This window comes from Stenotrophomonas sp. YJH_SMC_110 (genome assembly GCF_059369255.1).
On sequence record NZ_JCAFSM010000002.1, the window covers coordinates 40,745 to 57,666 of the forward strand.

The 16,922-nt window shown below is 68.3% G+C and carries 17 protein-coding genes; 8 read left to right on the forward strand and 9 right to left on the reverse strand.

Features of this window, described 5'->3' with window-relative positions:
- Window positions 1–32: 32 nt before the first annotated feature.
- Complete coding sequence (locus tag AC5P6H_RS04815; RefSeq protein ID WP_046431928.1) at window positions 33–1,670, forward strand: acyl-CoA dehydrogenase family protein; 1,638 nt, start codon at window positions 33–35, stop codon at window positions 1,668–1,670.
- 112 nt (window positions 1,671–1,782) lie between these two features.
- On the opposite strand, the gene AC5P6H_RS04820 is transcribed toward AC5P6H_RS04815, so the two are convergent.
- From AC5P6H_RS04820 to AC5P6H_RS04830, 3 genes are all read right to left on the reverse strand, one after another.
- A complete protein-coding gene (locus AC5P6H_RS04820) occupies window positions 1,783–2,193 on the reverse strand; it encodes a hypothetical protein (protein WP_014647982.1) in 411 nt (136 codons plus the stop codon).
- Between the two features lie 156 nt (window positions 2,194–2,349).
- Entirely contained in the window at window positions 2,350–2,691 is a 342-nt protein-coding gene (locus AC5P6H_RS04825) for a hypothetical protein (protein WP_005418203.1), read from the reverse strand.
- Window positions 2,692–2,815: 124 nt separating this feature from the next.
- Complete coding sequence (locus AC5P6H_RS04830) at window positions 2,816–3,991, reverse strand: thiolase family protein (RefSeq protein ID WP_495202356.1); 1,176 nt, start codon at window positions 3,989–3,991, stop codon at window positions 2,816–2,818.
- A 182-nt stretch (window positions 3,992–4,173) separates the two neighbouring features.
- Here AC5P6H_RS04830 and AC5P6H_RS04835 point away from each other — a divergent pair, with 182 nt between their 5' ends.
- Window positions 4,174–7,017, forward strand: a complete 2,844-nt coding sequence (locus AC5P6H_RS04835) for a S8 family serine peptidase (RefSeq protein ID WP_495202357.1) — start codon at window positions 4,174–4,176, stop codon at window positions 7,015–7,017.
- A gap of 47 nt (window positions 7,018–7,064) precedes the next feature.
- On the opposite strand, the gene AC5P6H_RS04840 is transcribed toward AC5P6H_RS04835, so the two are convergent.
- Window positions 7,065–8,162 (reverse strand): Glu/Leu/Phe/Val dehydrogenase dimerization domain-containing protein, encoded by a 1,098-nt coding sequence (locus tag AC5P6H_RS04840; RefSeq protein ID WP_008264553.1) that lies wholly within the window; start codon window positions 8,160–8,162, stop codon window positions 7,065–7,067.
- Window positions 8,163–8,440: 278 nt separating this feature from the next.
- Here AC5P6H_RS04840 and AC5P6H_RS04845 point away from each other — a divergent pair, with 278 nt between their 5' ends.
- Window positions 8,441–9,517 (forward strand): HDOD domain-containing protein, encoded by a 1,077-nt coding sequence (locus AC5P6H_RS04845; protein ID WP_262088033.1) that lies wholly within the window; start codon window positions 8,441–8,443, stop codon window positions 9,515–9,517.
- Between the two features lie 3 nt (window positions 9,518–9,520).
- Here AC5P6H_RS04845 and AC5P6H_RS04850 read toward each other — a convergent pair whose 3' ends face one another.
- From AC5P6H_RS04850 to AC5P6H_RS04860, 3 genes are all read right to left on the reverse strand, one after another.
- Window positions 9,521–11,113 carry a phospholipase D family protein gene (locus tag AC5P6H_RS04850; protein ID WP_495202358.1) on the reverse strand — a complete coding sequence of 531 codons (1,593 nt, stop codon included), beginning with the start codon at window positions 11,111–11,113 and terminating at the stop codon, window positions 9,521–9,523.
- 108 nt (window positions 11,114–11,221) lie between these two features.
- Window positions 11,222–11,920, reverse strand: coding sequence for an RNA pseudouridine synthase (locus tag AC5P6H_RS04855; protein ID WP_495202359.1), 699 nt, complete (start codon window positions 11,918–11,920; stop codon window positions 11,222–11,224).
- Between the two features lie 47 nt (window positions 11,921–11,967).
- Window positions 11,968–12,468: a M48 metallopeptidase family protein gene (locus AC5P6H_RS04860; protein WP_014647976.1), complete on the reverse strand. Its 501-nt coding sequence runs from the start codon at window positions 12,466–12,468 to the stop codon at window positions 11,968–11,970.
- Window positions 12,469–12,530: 62 nt separating this feature from the next.
- Between AC5P6H_RS04860 and AC5P6H_RS04865 the strand changes: the two genes are divergently transcribed.
- A complete protein-coding gene (locus tag AC5P6H_RS04865) occupies window positions 12,531–13,088 on the forward strand; it encodes a DUF2058 domain-containing protein (protein ID WP_014647975.1) in 558 nt (185 codons plus the stop codon).
- A 170-nt stretch (window positions 13,089–13,258) separates the two neighbouring features.
- On the forward strand, window positions 13,259–13,525 hold the full coding sequence (locus tag AC5P6H_RS04870) for a DksA/TraR family C4-type zinc finger protein (RefSeq protein WP_014647974.1): 267 nt from the start codon (window positions 13,259–13,261) through the stop codon (window positions 13,523–13,525).
- A gap of 429 nt (window positions 13,526–13,954) precedes the next feature.
- Here AC5P6H_RS04870 and AC5P6H_RS04875 read toward each other — a convergent pair whose 3' ends face one another.
- Entirely contained in the window at window positions 13,955–14,548 is a 594-nt protein-coding gene (locus tag AC5P6H_RS04875; RefSeq protein ID WP_014647973.1) for a mechanosensitive ion channel family protein, read from the reverse strand.
- Window positions 14,549–14,583: 35 nt separating this feature from the next.
- Entirely contained in the window at window positions 14,584–14,763 is a 180-nt protein-coding gene (locus AC5P6H_RS04880; protein ID WP_262093176.1) for a hypothetical protein, read from the reverse strand.
- Window positions 14,764–14,889: 126 nt separating this feature from the next.
- Between AC5P6H_RS04880 and AC5P6H_RS04885 the strand changes: the two genes are divergently transcribed.
- The 3 genes from AC5P6H_RS04885 to AC5P6H_RS04895 are packed head-to-tail and all read left to right on the forward strand — an operon-like array spanning window position 14,890 to window position 16,891.
- Window positions 14,890–15,468 carry an RNA polymerase sigma factor gene (locus tag AC5P6H_RS04885; RefSeq protein WP_032958649.1) on the forward strand — a complete coding sequence of 193 codons (579 nt, stop codon included), beginning with the start codon at window positions 14,890–14,892 and terminating at the stop codon, window positions 15,466–15,468.
- Window positions 15,465–15,998 (forward strand): hypothetical protein, encoded by a 534-nt coding sequence (locus AC5P6H_RS04890; protein ID WP_046431913.1) that lies wholly within the window; start codon window positions 15,465–15,467, stop codon window positions 15,996–15,998. The genes AC5P6H_RS04885 and AC5P6H_RS04890 overlap by 4 nt, the downstream gene beginning before the upstream one ends.
- An 11-nt stretch (window positions 15,999–16,009) precedes the next feature.
- Window positions 16,010–16,891, forward strand: a complete 882-nt coding sequence (locus AC5P6H_RS04895) for a DUF4097 family beta strand repeat-containing protein (protein ID WP_032958651.1) — start codon at window positions 16,010–16,012, stop codon at window positions 16,889–16,891.
- The last annotated feature ends 31 nt before the right edge of the window (window positions 16,892–16,922 follow it).

Below are 16,922 nucleotides of genomic sequence, written 5' to 3' on the forward strand. Positions count from 1 at the left end.
ACCGCAGATCTCTTGCCGCCAGGACGGACCGGATGAGTGGACCCAGCTTCAGCAGCAATGCGCCCTACGAAACCCATGTGGTGCTGAACCAGCCGCCGTCGTTCGCGGGGCGCCAGTTGTGGACCGATGACGTGGCGCTGATGGAGGCGGTGCAGCGCGAAGGCGCTGGCGGCTTTGCGCCGCGGCTGGCGGTCTATGGTGCGCTGGCGGGTGACGAACTGTACCGGCTCGGCTTCGATGCCAACCGCGATCGGCCGCGCCTGCGCACGCATGATGCGCAGGGCCATCGCATCGATACGGTGGAGTTCCATCCGGCCTATCACCAGTTGATGGGCACAGCGAAATCGCACGGGGTCGCCGGGTTGTCCTGGCACGAGCCGCAACCGGGCGGGCATGTCGCGCGCGCGGTGTTGAGCTACCTGCACCACCAGGCCGAGGCTGGCACCAGTTGCCCGTTGACGATGACCCATGCGGCAGTTGCAGTGCTGCACACGCAGCCGCACCTGGCCGAGTGGGCGCGCAAGGCCGCAGCGCCGGTCTATGACCCGCGCGATGTACCGGTGGCGGACAAGGCCGGCATCACGCTGGGCATGGGCATGACCGAGAAGCAGGGAGGCTCGGATGTGCGTGCCAACAGCACGCGCGCTGAACCGATCGATGGCGAGCGCTATCGCCTGGTCGGTCACAAGTGGTTCTTTTCCGCACCGATGTGCGATGGCTTCCTGGTTCTGGCGCAGGCGCCGGGAGGACTGACCTGCCTGCTGATGCCGCGCCGGCTGGCCGACGGCGACCGCAACGCATTCCGGTTGATGCGCTTGAAGGACAAGCTTGGCGATTGGGCCAATGCCTCCAGCGAAGTCGAGTTCTGCGGGGCACAGGCGTGGCGCGTGGGCGAGGAGGGGCGGGGCGTGGCCACCATCATCGGCATGGTGATGATGACCCGCCTGGACTGCATGCTGGGCGCGGCGGCGGAAATGCGCATGGCGCTGGCGCAGGCGCTGCATCACGCACGTCATCGCCGCACGTTCGGCAAGCTGCTGGTCGAGCACCCGTTGATGACCAATGTGCTGGCCGACCTGGCACTGGAGTCGGAAGCGGCCACAGTGCTGTCGATGCGCATCGCGCGTGCGGTGGACCGGGCCGGCGTGGATGCCAACGAAGCCGCGTTGGCGCGTGTGGGGACGGCGCTGGGCAAGTACTGGTTGTGCAAGCGCGCGCCGGCCTTCGTCAATGAAGCACAGGAATGCCTGGGCGGCGCGGGCTATGTGGAGGAATCGATGCTGCCGCGGCTGTACCGGCAGGCACCGTTGAATTCGATCTGGGAAGGAAGCGGCAACATCCAGTGTCTGGACGTGCTGCGCGCGCTGGCGCGCGAACCGGAGGCGCTGGCGGCGCTGCGCGCTGAACTGGCGGCGGTGGCCGATCGTGATGCGCGCTACGCAGCGGCTTTGCAGCGGTGGGCAGCAGCACCGCCACCGGATGAGTCGCAGGCGAGGCTGTTCTGCGAGCGCACAGTGCTGTTGTTGCAGGCCGCGCTGCTGTTGCGTGCGCAAAGTCCGATGGCAGAGGCGTTCGTGCGCAGCCGGCTGCAAGCGGAGCATGGGCTGGTGTTCGGGACCCTGCCGACGGGCGTGGATCTGTCGGCGATGCTGGTGCGCGCGCTGCCGTAGGAGCGCCCACCACGGAATCAACGGAAAAAACGCAAAGCGAAAAGCAGAAAAGCCGCGGCAGTGCCGCGGCTTTTCCTGTAGCGCCGGGCCCATGCCTGGCTGCCGGTACGCCTCAGTGCTTGGCTTCTTCCTTGGCGGCGTTCGCCTTCGCGTCATTGGCGACATCACGGGCCTTGTCGGCCACCTTCTGTGCGGCGTTGGCGGTCGCATCGCTGGCGTGTGCGGCGGCGTCGGTTGCGGCGTCCTTGGCCTTGTCGGCAGCGTTGGCGGTGGCGTCTGCAGCCTTGTCCAGCGCCTGCTGGGTATCGGCGGCGGCCTGCTCGGAGGCTGCAGCGGTCTTGTCGGCGGCGTCACGGGTAGCTTCTGCCGCCTTGTCGACGGCATCGCGGGCAGCCGCGCCGGCGCTGTCAGCGGCCTGCTGCGCGTCCTGCTTGGCCTGTTCGGCTTCCGGGCCCTTGCAGGCGGCCAGGGCCAGCAGCAGGGAGGCGGCCAGCAGGGTGGTGGTGATCGGGCGAATCTTCATGGCGGTCTCCGGTACTGCAATGGATGGGGACGCCAGCCTATTCATGCCGTTGTGAAGGCGGGGTCGCGATGCCCGCGCCGCGAGGTCGCAGTGGCGCAAAGAAAAAGCCGCTGGCGAACCAGCGGCTTTTCCGGAACAGCGTGAAGAAAGAAGTTATTACTTCTTGGCTTCTTCAGCAGCGTCCTTGGCCTGCTCAGCGGTAGCTTCGGCAGCCTTGGCAGCGTCCTTGGCTTCGCCAGCAGCAGCGTCGGTCGCGGCAGCAGCGGTGTTGGCAGCAGCGTCGGTCGCAGCGTCAGCAGCGGTGGCGGCGGTGTTGGCAGCCTGCTGGGCAGCGTCGGCGGTCTGGGCGCCGGCAGCGGCGGCCTGGTCGGCAGCAGCCTGGGCTTCGGTGGCGGCTTCGTTGGCCGAAGCAGCGGCGTCCTGGGCAGCTTCCTGCTTCGAGCAGGCGGCCAGGGCCAGAGCCAGGGACATCGCGACCAGCAGCTTGTTGATGCTCATTGTGTAAATCCTCGTCGTTAGAATTAGGCAACGCGCATGCTGCGCGCCGACAACATGATGACAAGCCAAGATTGGGTGTCAAGCGATCCCGCATTCATTTTTGCGAAATCATCGTTAAATCTTTTTAAATCAATTCGATGGCGATTGCCGTTGCTTCGCCGCCACCGATGCACAGGGTGGCAATGCCGCGCTTGCCACCGCGCGTGCGCAGGGCGTTGACCAGGGTCACCACCAGGCGTGCACCGGAGGCACCGATGGGATGACCCAGCGCGCAGGCACCGCCATTCACGTTCAGCTTGTCGTGCGGGATGCCCAGCTCACGCATCGGCGCCATTGCCACCACGGCAAAGGCCTCGTTGATCTCGAACAGGTCGATCTGGTCCAGCGACCAGCCGGTCTTGGCCAGCAGCGTGTGGATCGCGCCGATCGGGGCGGTGGTGAACCACTCCGGTTCCTGCGAATGGGTGGCGTGGCCGACGATGCGGGCCAGCGGAGTGATGCCACGGGCGGCCGCGTCTTCCTGGGTCAGCAGGACCACCGCGGCGGCGCCGTCGGAGATGCTGGAGGAACTGGCGGCGGTGACGCTGCCGTCCTTCTTGAAGGCCGGACGCAGGGTCGGGATCTTGGCGATATCCGAGCGCCCCGGCTGCTCGTCGGTGGCGACCTCGACGTCACCCTTGCGGGTGGCTACCTTCACCGCGACGATCTCGTCGGCGAACGCACCGTTGGCCTGTGCGGCCTGCGCGCGCTTGACCGATTCGATCGCGTAGGCGTCCTGCTCCTCGCGGCTGAACTGGTACTTGTCCACGGCGCATTCGGCGAATTCGCCCATGGCCTTGCCGTCATAGGCGTTGACCAGGCCGTCGTGGGCCATGTGGTCGACCGCCTGGAAGTTGCCGAAGCGGTTGCCGGTACGCGAGTTCGGCAGCAGGTGCGGGGCGTTGGACATCGATTCCATGCCACCGGCGACCACGATGCTGGCCGAACCGGCCTTGATCAGGTCATGGCCGAGCATGATGGTCTTCATGCCCGAGCCGCACACCTTGTTGAGGGTGGTGGCGCCGGTCGACAGCGGAATGCCGGCGGCGATCGCCGCCTGGCGGGCGGGCGCCTGGCCGAGGTTGGCCGGCAGCACGCAGCCCATGAGGACCTCGGAGACGTCGCTGGCCGGTACGCCCGACTGTTCCAGGGCGGCAGCGATGGCGGCCGCGCCGAGGGTGGGGGTCGGCACGCCGTTGAACTGGCCGAGGAAGGAGCCGATGGCGGTGCGCTTGGCGGCGGCGATGACGATGTTGGACATGGCAATCTCGTTGATGCGTAAGCAATGTTCGGAAAGGAGACCGCGGACGTTGGAAGCGCCCCGGTTTCCCGGCAGACTGCGTGGGGGTCGGCCCAAGTATAGAGGGTCGGGGAGGGCCGCCGCTGGGCGGCACCGCACGCCTGCCGGGATGTAGGCAGGTCAACGTTCATGGGAAGGAATCGATGGAACGCACGACGATGGTTAGGTCCGCGCTGGCAACGGCGCTGGCGATGGCAATGACGGCATGTGGCGGCGGCGGAGGCGGCGGCAACGTCCGCATCGATCCCCCTCCGACCACCCCCACACCCCCAACGACGCCCCCTCCGACGGCACCGCCTCCGGCCAAGCCGCAGGAACCGGCCTTCGACGCGCACCTGTCAGTGACCAATGCGCGTGCCGCACAGGCCGTCGGCCTGACCGGGCAGGGCGTGCGCATCGGCATCGTCGACTCGGGCGTGCAGCGCAACGCAGCGGCATTGAACGGGCGGGTGGTGGGCAACCTCAACTACATTGATCCGGCGCGCAACAACCTGCTGGTGGACGACGTGGTGGGCCACGGCACGGCGGTAGCCAGCCTGGCCGCCGGCGCGCCGGTGGGAACCTGGCCGGGCGGCATCGCCCCCGGTGCGCAGATCGTTTCGGCGCGGATCATCGCCGACAAGCCGCCGGTCGATGACGGCAGCGGCAAGGGCAATTCCTTCAGCGGTCCGCTGGGCGTGGCGCAGGTCCACCAGGACCTGATCAGCTACAACGTGAAGGTGATGAACAACTCGTGGGGCGGCCTGTACTGGACCGACCTGCCGACCACCGCGCAGGTGGCGGCCGAGTACCGTCCGTTCGTCATCAACCATGGCGGCCTGGTGGTGTTCGCGGCCGGCAACGATGCGCGCACCGAACCGAGCAGCCTGGCCGCCCTGCCCAGCCAGCTGGGCGTTGCCGGCTCGCTGCCGGCGGCCGACCTGGAGCGCGGTTGGCTGGTGGCGACCGCAGTGGATCCCTATGCACCGGGCACGCTGGCCAGCTACGCCAATGCCTGCGGGCAGGCGGCGCGCTATTGCCTGGCGGCGCCGGGCAGCGCGGTCTATCCCGATGCCAATGGCAGCACCTACTACTGGAACTACGGGACGTCCTTCGCCGCCCCGTTGATCTCCGGCGCCGCCGCGCTGGTCTGGCAGCGCTACCCGTACTTCGACAACAACCTGGTGCGGCAGACCCTGCTGGGCACGGCCAAGGACATCGGCGCGCCCGGCGTGGATGCGGTGTTCGGCTACGGCCTGCTCGACATCTCGCGGGCGATCAAGGGCCCGGGCCGCTTCGACTGGGGTGATGTAGTGGCCAATGTCGATGCGCCATCGAGCGGCTCGCTGTGGAGCAACGACATCGTCGGCAGCGGCGGCCTGGTCAAGCAGGGCGGGGGCACCCTGGTGCTCGCAGGCAACAACAGCTACAGCGGCGCCACCCGCATCGAACGCGGCATCCTGTCGCTGCAGAACGGCGGTGTCATCCGTTCCAACGTGACCATCCTCGGCCAGCCCGACCCGGATTCGACCGGCCTGCAGTTCAATGGCGGCACGCCGCGCGTGATCGGCAACGTGGTCAACGGCAGCAGCGTGTTCCTGACCACCGGCAGCACCACCGGCACCATCGAGGGCAACTACACGCAGCAGGCGGGTGGCCAGTTGATGATCGCGCTCGGTGCCAATGCGCTGCAGGTGACCGGCACGGCCTCGATCAATGGTGGCGTGCGCGTGCATGGCTTCGTCTCCGGCTACGTGCCGCAGAACGGCAGCCGCCAGGACCTGGTCCATGCGGCCGGTGGCCTGAGCGGCACCTTCAGCAGCCCGGCCTCCTCCAGCGGCCTGCAGGGCCTGTCGCTGCTGCAGAGCAGCTATGGCTATGACAGCAACACTGCCTGGTTGAACCTGACCCAGGTGAGCGTGACGGCGGCGGCGACCGGGCTCGCGGCCTCGGCGCAGTCCGCGGCGCAACGACTGGAAGGTGCGTTCAGCGCACTCGATGGCAGTCCTGCGCTGCAGGGCTCGGCCTTCGGCACGGCGGCCGGTGCGCTGCAGTGGACCGGCGGTGGCAGCGAGGGCCTGGCAGCCAGCCTGCAGAGCCTGTCCGGGCAGGCGCATGCGCGGGCCGAGTCGGCCACCTTCGACAGCATCGACATGTCGCGCCGTGCGATCGCCGAGCGCTTCGATCGCGTGCAGGCGGCGCCGCGCCTGCGCGGGGCCTGGCAGAGCGCGCTCGGTGAGGCCGGGCAGGGCAGTTTTGCCGGCAATGCCGCCGACAGCCGTGGCTGGATGGCCGGCCAGGACCTGCCGCTGGGCAGCAATGGGCTGATGGGCGTGGCCTTTGGCGAGACCCGCAGCAATGGTGGCAGCAGCTTCGGCGGCGATCGTGGGCGTGATCGCCAGGCGCAGGCACAGTTGTACGCCGGTTGGAACCTGGGCCGGGGCTATGCGCTGGCGCAGGTCGGCAGCGGCCAGTTCACCCGTGCGCTGGATCGCCAGTTGCTGCTGGGTGCCGGTGCCTATGGTGTTTCCGCACGTTACGGCGGACGCTTCAGCAGTGCCAGCGTCGAAGGCGGCTATCGTTTTGGCCGCGCGGGCGCGTCGTTGACACCGTATCTGGGTGCCAGCACCACGCGCGTGGATACCGATGCCTTCAATGAGCTGGGTGGTTTCGGCTTCGGCCTGCGTGGCGACGCCAACCGCGTGCAGCGCAGCAAGATGCTGGCCGGTATCCGCGGCGAGCGCGGCTGGGGGCGCTGGACGCTGCGCGGGCACGCCGAGTGGCAGCAACGGCTCGACGGTGCCGATGCGGACTGGCAGGCCAGCTTCGTTGGTGTCGATGCCTGGGCACCCCTGGCGGGATGGGACGCACCGCGTGGCAGTGCGCTGTTCGGCGTGGCGCTGGAGTCGTGGTGGGGCCGCAATGGCCGCCTGAGCCTGGGCTTCGACCAGCGCGTCGGTGGCGAGGGCGCGCGCCAGGCGGCGCTGCGCTACAGCACCGGGTTCTGAGCGGGAGGTCGCGCCGGGACGTCAGCTCCGGCGCGACATCGGCAGGCTCAGCCGCCGCGCAGGTTGCCCAGGCGCGGGGTGCTGCGGCCCAGCGGCATCTTCAGCTTGCCGATCGACAGGATGCGGCTTTCGGCGATGCGGTCGGCCGCACGCTGCGGCGCGATGTTCTCGCGCTGCGACAGTTCGAAGATGCGGGTGAGGTTGTGATAGATGCTGCGGATCAGGCGCATCGCGCGTTCGCGGTTGTAGCCATCGATCTCCAGCGACACGTTCATCACGCCGCCAGCGTTGACCGCATAGTCCGGCGCATACAGGATGCCGCGCGCGTGCAGTTCATCGCCGATTTCCAGGCTCGACAGCTGGTTGTTGGCGGTACCGCAGATGATCTTGGCCTTGATCCGCGGCAGGGTGTCGGCGTTGATGGCGCCTTCCAGCGCGCACGGTGCGAACACGTCGGCGTTCACTTCGTGGATCTCGTCGGGCTTGACCGCTTCGGCGCCGAAATCGCTGACCGCGCGATCAACCAGTGCGCTGTCCAGGTCGGTGACATACAGCTTGGCACCGCGGTCGCGCAGCAGTTTCACCAGCTCCATGCCGATGTGGCCCAGGCCCTGCACCGCGATGCTGGTCTTGCCCACTTCCTCGTGGCCGAACTTGAAGCGCATCGCCGCCATCAGCGCCTGCAGCGCACCGTAGGCGGTGAACGGGGCCGGATCGCCGGAGCCGCCATGGACCTGGTGCACGCCGGTCACGAACTGGCTCTCCAGGTAGATGTTCTCCATGTCGTTGACGTCGGTGCCGACGTCTTCGGCGGTGATGTAGCGGCCGCCCAGCGAGTCGACGTAACGGCCGAAGGCGCGGAACAGCACCTCGGTCTTGTCCACCTTCGGGTCGCCGATGATCACCGCCTTGCCGCCACCGACGTTGAGGCCGGCCAGCGCATTCTTGTAGGTCATCGTCCGGCTCAGCCGCAGCACGTCGGCCAGTGCCTCGTCGGTGCTGGCGTAGGGGCGCATGCGCACGCCGCCCAGGGCCGGGCCCAGGGTGGTGTTGTGAATGGCGATGATCGCCTTCAGGCCGGCATCGTGGTTGTGGCAGAACACCACTTGTTCGTGGCCGGTGGTGGCGAGGGTTTCGAATAGCATGGCGTCTCCGATGGCGCGAACAGCGGCGAACTGCAGCGAACGGCCAGTGAACGGTAAGGTCCCAAAACAAAAAAAGCGACGTCGTCATGGCTGGGGGACGGGTCGCGCGGCGCCATTCTAGTCCATTCGCCCGGCCGTTGCCGTCGACGTCGGCGGCCGGCAGGTTAAAGAAGATGAAAGTGCGGCCGATGCTGCGACGACGGCGGGTGGCCGGATGGGCGTGAAGAGGCAGGGCGGTCAGTGACGGCAAGGGCATCACAACGACAGGACGGGCGGCGATGACAGCGGCATGGTGGCGATCGCTGCGCGGCTGGCTGACACGTTCGACCGGGGCGGCACCGGCGCGGCTGGTTGCCGCATCCCGCCAGGCGGTGGCCGCCGCAGCCGCAAGCCTGCAGGGCGAGGCGCTGCCGTCGCCGGAGATCGCCGCTCACCTGCAACGCGGGCTGCATGCGCTTGCGTTGTACCCACGGCTGGCCGGCGAGCCAACGCCGGTGCAGGACCCAGGCCTGGGCGAGGCGGTGGCGCGCGCGCTGCAGGACCGCGACTGGGCGGCCAGGCAGCTGCCCCGCCGGCCGCAGCTGCTGCCGCAGCTGATCCAGACCGTCAACGACGATGCCGCCTCGGCCCGGGTGATGGCCGCGATCATCGGCCAGGACCCGGTGCTGACCGGCAACCTGCTGCGCATCGCCAACAGCCCGGCCTACAAGGTCCACGAGCGCCCGGTAGAGAGCCTGCAGCGGGCGGTGACCCTGGTCGGCACCGAGGGCGTGCGCCAGATCATCAGTGCGGTACTGGTGCAGCCGGTGATGCAGGTGCAATGCGAGGTGTTCCCGCAGTTCAGCGCGATCATCTGGGAGCACGCACTGCTGGCATCGCGTGCAGCGGCCGACCACGCACGCACGGTCACCTTCGGCGATGCCTTCGCCGCGCAGTGGCTGGGCCTGGTGCAGGGGCTGGGTGCGGCGCTGGTGATGCGCCAGTTGCTGCAGGAGGCACAGGCCCGTGGCGAGCCCGTGGAGCCGGCGTTGGCCCTGCAGCTGTTGCAGCAGTGGTCGTTGCCACTTGCGCAGCGGGTCGCTGCCGCATGGGAGTTGCCTGAGCCGGTTCACCAGGCCTTGGCGGTGGATGCGGAAGGACCGTTGGCCGACAGCCTGCGCCTGGCCAGCGCGGCCGCAGCGGCCAGCCTGTTGTGCCGCCATGGGCATGCCAGCCAGAGCCGCATGCTGGCCCTGCTGGAGCAGCTGCCTTCGGCACCGCCGCATGCATTGCGCTGGATCTGGCGGCGCCTGCATGGGCGCAACGTGGAAACGCTGGACGAGGCCGGACAGGATGAGGCCACTCCGGCGTCCTGAGCGCTACAGCTGCGATTCCACCGGCAGCCAGCTGATCACCCGCGACAACCAGCGCTTGCGCGCCGTTGCCCCTGGCTCGGCCTCCACCCAGTGCGGTGGCGGTTCGCGCTCCAGCCAGCGCAACCGGCGGTGGTCGTCCAGTGCCAGCCACCAGCTGTGCCTGGGGTCAGCCAGGCGCAGGTATTCGTCCCGCAGCTGTGTACCCAGCACCGGATCGTCGAACAGCACACCCATTTCAGTGTTCAGGTAGGCCGAGCGCGGGTCCAGGTTGAAGGAGCCGACGAAACCGCGGCGGTCATCGATCAGGAATGCCTTGGTGTGCAGGCTCGCGCCGCTGCTGCCGAACACGCCGGCATCGCCCGACTGACCCTGTGCCTTCAGCTCGTACAGGTGGACGCCGGCTTCCAGCAGTGGCACGCGGTAGCCCATGTAGCCCCCGTGCACGGCGGCGACGTCGTTGGCGGCCAGCGAGTTGGTGACCACGCCCACCTGCACGCCCCGCCCGGCCATTGCCGAAAAGCCATCGAGGCCCTCGTTGCCGGGCACGAAGTAGGGCGAGATCAACAGGGCCTTGTGCCGGGCGGCCTGCAGCTCGCTGATCAGGGTCGACACCAGCCAGGTGGCGCGATCATCCCTGCGGTGCTTCATCGGCGGGTCCGACACGATGCGCACGGCACCGCTCCAGTGCAACGGCTCGGGGCTCGGGCGCTGCCGCTGGCGTGATTCGGCCACGCGCGCAAGGTAGGGGCGGGCCACGTCCCGCTGCGCCTCGTGGTCCGATTCGCGCACCAGCAGGCGCAGTTGTGCGTCGGTATGGAAGGCAAGCGCGGATACCGGGATGGCGGTTTCGCTGTTCCAGTAGTCGTCGAAGATCCGGTTGGCCTGCTCCACGGCGGGGCCGGCGACCAGCAGGTCCAGATCCTGGAAGTTCACGTCGGTGCGCGCGCTGAAGTACTCCTCGCCGATGTTGCGGCCACCGACGATTGCGACGCGGCCATCGGCGATCCAGCTCTTGTTGTGCATGCGGTGGTTCACGCTGAAGAAGCGCTGCACCATCTCCACCATGCGCAGGATGCCGGTCCGGTTGCGGAACGGGTTGTACAGGCGGATCTCGATGTTCGGATGGGCATCGAGCGCCATCATCAGCGCGTCCTTGTCCTTGGCATTCATGTCATCGAGCAGGATGCGCACGCGCACGCCGCGCTCGGCGGCGTCGTACAGCGCCTTGGCCATCAGGTGGCCGATCAGGTCGTCTTGCCAGATGTAGTACTGCAGGTCCAGGCTGCGGCCGGCCTGGGTGGTGATCATCGCGCGGGCGGCGAAGGCATCCATGCCATCGCTGAGGAAGGCCACGCCCGACTGGCCGGGATGGGCCGCCTGCAGCGGCACGATCTGCTGGTCGATGCGGGTCTGTGCCGGCTGCAGCGGCAGCACGTGCGAAGGCGCGCCATGCGCCTGCGGCGTGAGATGGTCGGCCAGCAGCAGCCCGGACAGGACCAGCAGCACCAGCACGGCGAGGATGATCGCGGCAACACGCAGCAGGCGTCGCCACAGCGGCTTGGGCAGGCTCATGCCCCGATGGTAGAGCCACGCCATGCGTGAAGGAATGCCTGCAGGATCGACAGGGGGTCAGAGCCCCTGCCTTCGGCACGGGATCCGACCCCCGGATCCCTCTCCACGGGAAAGGGCCCTGACCCGCACACCTCAGAACCGCTCGTCGCTGCCCAGGTAGCGCCACTGCCCCGGCGGCAGCGGCCCCAGCGCCACGCGTCCGATACGCAGGCGGCGCACGGCCGTGACCTGCAGGCCGGCGGCGCTGACCGCCACACGCAGCCCCTTGGCCGTCAGGCCCTTGCCGGCGAAGCGCAGGCGCTGCTCGCTCTGCCAGCTGACCTTGGCGCCGCCCGATTCCTGCTGCAGCCGCGCCATCAGCCACGGCCCGCGCTCGGGACCGCCTTCGGCCACTTCGATCAGGTATTCCTGCTCGGTACGGCCCAGGTTGCGCTGCAGGTGGGCCAGCGTGGCCGGATCCTGGCTGACCACCACCAGCCCGCTGTCGCTGGCCGGCAGCGAGGCGGCCAGCTGCAGGCCGTGGAAGTGACGCTGCAACGGGCGGATGTCGCTGGCATCAAGTTCGCTGCGGCTGTCACTGCTGACCAGGGCACACAGGGTTTCGGCGGCGACACCGGCCGGCTTGTGCAGCAGCATGCTGACCCGCTCGGCCTTTTCATCGCTGGCCTGTTCGGCCACCACGATCAACGCGCTGCCATCGACCGGGCGCTGCGGCTGCTCCACCACGTCGCCGTTGACCGTGACCCAGCCGCCTTCGATGTAGCGCCGCGCTTCGCCGCGCGGGATGCCGAGCAGGGCGGACAGGCGTTTGTCGAGACGGATCGGTTCCATGGCAGGCAGGTCGGGCAGGGGGCGCGCAGTGTAGCTGCTGCGGCCGGTCAGCGCTGGCCGCGGTTGGCCAGCTCGGTCAGGTACAGGCGGGTATCGAACTCCAGCTGCAGGTAGTCCGGCTCCATGTGCTGGCACAGCTGGTAGAAGGCCTTGTTGTGGTCGGCTTCCTTCAGGTGGGCCAGCTCATGCACCACGATCATGCGCAGGAATGCCGCGGGTGCCTGGCGGAACACGGTCGCGATGCGGATCTCGCGGCTGGCCTTGAGGCGGCCGCCGTGCACGCGGGAGATGGCGGTGTGGGTGCCCAGCGCGTGCTTGATCACTTCCAGCGTATTGTCGTAGCAGACCTTGTTGAGCGGCACCGACTTGCGCAGGTAACGGTCCTTCAGCTCCTGGGTGTAGTCGTACAGCTGGCGGTCGCTGCGCACCTCGTGCGGGTCGGGGTAGCGCTGCTGCAGCCAGGGGCCGAGCCTGCCCTGCGCCAGCAGCTCGCTGACCTGGGCAACCAGGGGTTCGGGATAACCGGTGAGGTACTTCAGGACTGCCATGCAGGGCCGGCGGGGCGTCGGTAGAATGGGGCATCCAAGATTACACGCGGTACGCACCGACCATGGCAAAGCCCAACGCGCTGCAGGAACAATTGCTCAAGGCCGGCCTGGCCAAGAAGTCGCAGGCCAGCGCCGCCGCACGCGAGCAGGCCAAGGCCCGCCAGGGCAAGGCCGAATCGACCTCGGCCGAGGTCCAGCGCGAGGCTGAACGTGCCCGCGCCGAGAAGGTCGAGCGCGACCGCGCACTGGCCGCCGAACGCAATGCCCAGGCCAGGCAGGCTGAACAGAAGGCCCAGGCCAGGCAGATCATCACGGCCCATGCCGTACCCCACAAGGGCGACGACGAGTACCGCTTCAGCGATGGCGCAGCGATCCGTACCCTGCTGATCGACCCCAAGCTGCGCAAGGCGCTGTCGGTGGGCGTGCTGGTCATCGTCGCCCACGGCGAGGGCTATGCGTTGCTGCCCCGCGCCGCCGCCGAAAAGGTGCGTGAACGCGCACCCGAAGCAATCATCGTCGACCACGGCCAGCCGGGCTCGACCGCCGAGATCTCCACCGGCAACGCAGAAGACGACGCCTATTACGCGCAGTTCCAGGTGCCCGACGACCTGGTCTGGTAAGCAAAAAGGGGACGGAGGGGATTAAGCCGCAATCGGCCTGATCGGATCCGTCGGCGTTCTGTTTGGCATCCTGAAGAGCAGCCGAGCATGGCTCGGCTCTACATGAAGGCCTTCCTTTTTGCCGGGGTGTATCGTCCCCATATCGGGCGACACACCTGCGGAGGATAGCCATGGCCACCGGTTGGGCAGGAGACGGCGCGGTCCAGGACCAGATCGACGCCACCGTCGACGACGCGATCGCCCGCGCGCGGCGCCAGCTGCGCGAGGGACCCGGTCTGGAACACTGTGAGGAATGCGACGCGCCGATCCCGTTGGCGCGGCGCCAGGCTGTGCCTGGTGTGCGGTTGTGCGTTGCGTGCCAGCAGGCGCGGGACGACGAAGACCAGGCGCATGCCGGGTACAACCGGCGTGGCAGCAAGGACAGCCAGCTGAGGTAAAGGGGTGTTTTATTGCAGGGCTGCGCCCTGCACCTGCAGAAGCAACGTCAACATCAAAGGCGCCATCCATGGCGCTCACTGATCTGGCCCCCCTCAACCGGACCCACCCCGCCTTCGACAGATTTCCGCGATCTGTTGGAACCTGCTGCTGATGGTGGGTGCCGACCGTTGGTCGGCACGGGGTCGGATCCAATTTTGACTATCGATATCTGACAGATGTGCCGACCAACGGTCGGCACCCACCAACAGCGCGCGGAATCTGTCAGAGGTGGGGGGGGGTGGTCAGGACCGTTGGCGCCATGGATGGCGCCAACGGTCCTGACCACCCACACCGCCCCGCCATCCCACGGAATGCCGCTCTTGATCTTGCTTCGGCTTCGGCTTCGGCCTCTGCAGGTGCAGGGTGCAGCCCTGCCGAAAACTCCACCCTCAACCGTCGCCCTGGATGCCGCCGGGGGCCTGCGCCGGGTCACGCCAGCGCCGTACCGTGCGCTGGAAGAACAGGTTGTTCGGCAGCTGCAGCACCGTGCCCTCGTGGCCCTCGCCGGTCTCCTGCAGCGTGGTGTAGATCAGGTTCACGTCGATCACCCGGCCCTTCAGGCCCGGCTTCTCGCCGTTCTCCAGCACCTCGATGTAGTCGTGCAGGCGGAACGGGCGGGTGGTGAAGATCAGCAGCGTGCAGAAGATGTTGGACAGCACGCTCCAGGCCGCGAAGAAGGCCACCGCGCCCACGGCCGCGAAGCCGGTGAACGCGGTCCACAGCACCGAGGGCTTCGCGCCGAGCAGGCTGAGGATGTACAGCAGGGCACTGAAATAGACCACGAAACTGGTGATCCGGCGCGCGCCCATCACCATCTCGGGCGGCAACGTGTAGTGCTCGGCGAAGCGGCGGATCAGGCGCCGGGCGAGCACGCGCAGGAGCCACGCGACCAGAAGCACCCCTACGATCTGCAGGGCGACGCCGGCGTAGTTCAACCACGGGTGGGTCCAGGGCGGCAGGTGATCCTTCAGCGACAACATCATGGGGCGACAACAGGTGGCAATAACGACCTTCGATGTTACCCGGCGCGTGCCGGGGATTCGACCGCCGGGGCCCAGGCCAGGCACATCAGCGCCTGGCGATGCTGTTGCAGGCAGGCACGGCCGTTACCGGGGTGCAGCTGCAGCGACAGGCCCAGTGCCTGCAGCACGACGCAGGCGGCGATCACCAGCAGGGCGGCGCAGGTTGGGCTGGACATGGCAGGACTCCTGGACGGCAATTTCGCGAAGGACCTTGCATGGATGCAGCAGGTGTCGAAAAGGTTGCACGGCAGTGAACGTCGTCCGGCTCTAAACCTTTTCCCGGGCCGCCGCATCCAAGCGATATGCTCGACACCACCATGCCCGCGCCGCCTGCCGCCCACGACGCCGTCGATGAACCCGCCCTGGTGCGGGCGGCCGCCGCCGGCGATACCTCGGCCTATGAACTGCTGTACCGGCGGCATGCACCGCGCGTGTTCGCCGTGCTGTGGCGGCTGTGCGGGGGCCAGCAGGCGCGTGCCGAAGACGCCTTGCAGGAAGCCTTCCTGCAGGCGTGGAAGGCGCTGCCGGGGTTCCGTTTCGAGAGCAGCCTGTCGACCTGGCTGCATCGCCTGGGCGTCAACGCTGCGCTGATGGAACTGCGTGGGCGCGCCGCCGGGCAGGACCACGACAGTCTTGATGATGTGGACGGAGGACTGCAGGAGCTGGCCGTACACGACCGCTGCGCCGGTACCGAGCGCGACCTGGAGCGCGCGCTGGCGACGCTGCCGCCGAGGGCGCGCGCGGTACTGGTGCTGCATGACATCGAGGGCTGGAAACACCAGGAGATCGCCGCGCAGCTGCAGATGGCCGTCGGCAGCTCCAAGGCACAGTTGCATCGTGCGCGCGGCCTGTTGCGCGCACGGCTGGGAGACATGACATGAGTACACACGAACACGATTCCGACCACGATCTGGTGGCCCGACTGCGCGCGCTGCCTTCCGAACGCGGCCTGCCCGCCGATGGCTGGGCGCGGTTGTCGGCGCAGCTGCCGCCGCGTGAACCACAGGCGGCGCCTGCGCCGACCGGCAACGTGGTGGTGCTGCCGGGGCGTTCGCGCCGGCGCTGGTGGTTGCCGGTGGGGGCCGCACTGGCCGCAAGCCTGGCGCTCTACGCGGTGGCGCCGTGGCGCCATGCGCAACCGGACGCGCCGGTGCCGTCTACCCTGCAACTGCAGGCCGCGGCGATGACCGAGCAGTACCAGCAGGCAGTGGCCTCGTTGCCCGCAGGCCGGGCGCCGGAATGGCAGCCGGCGCTGCACGAACTCGATGAAAGCGCGGCACAGATCCGGGCCGCGCTGGCGCAGGATCCACGCGCGCCGCATCTGCTTGGCCAGCTCAAGCGCACCTATGCGCTGCGGCTGGAATTGACCCGGCAGGCGGCCTATGCCGCCGAGTCCGGCCTGACGACCTGAGGAGACCCCCGATGACACGAACCCTGATGACCTGCTGCGCCGCGCTGTTGCTGCTGCCCGCGGTGGCCCTGGCTGACACCCGGATCGACGAGCGCCACAACCTGGCCGCCGGCGGCCGCATCGAACTGAGCAACGTGGCCGGCAAAGTGAGCGTGCGTGGCTGGGACCGCAACGACGTGCAGCTCACCGGTACGCTAAGCGATGGCCTGCAGCTGCGCCAGGAGAAGAGTGCCAACCGCGTGCGCTGGGAGATCGAGTATCCGCGTCGCAACAACAACGGCGGCGCGACGCTGGTGCTGAACGTGCCGCGCTCGGTGGAACTGCTGCTGAGTACGGTCAGTGCCAGCCAGGACATCAGCGGCATCGATGTGCGCCGCCTGCAGGCCGACACGGTCAGCGGCAGCCTGAGCGCCTCCGGTCGCAGCGGCGACAGCAAGCTCAATACGGTCAGCGGCGGTGTCATCGCGCGCCTGCAGACGCCGAAGCTGGACGTGAACACGGTCAGTGGCCGCATCGAAGCCGGCGGCGGCGTGTCCGGTGACATCGGTGCACAGACGGTATCCGGCCGGGTCGAGGTCGATGCCGGGCGGGTGCAGCGGCTGGCGGTGGAAACCGTGTCGGGCAGCATCGACCTGTCGGCGGCCGGGCTGGCGCCGGGGGGCCGTATCAATGTCGAATCGGTGAGCGCGTCGGTCAACCTGCGCCTGCCACGCACGGTTTCGGCGCAGCTGTCGGTGAACAGCTTCAGCGGGTCGATCAACAGCGACGCCGGCCAGGTGGAACGGCCGCGCTACGGCCCCGGCAGCCATCTCGATACTCGGCTCGGCAATGGCGACGGTGACATCCGCATCCAGTCGCATTCGGGCAGTGTGCGGGTACGCCTGGATCGCTGAGCGCGGTCCGGCAGGCCGCGGCGGCAGCGCC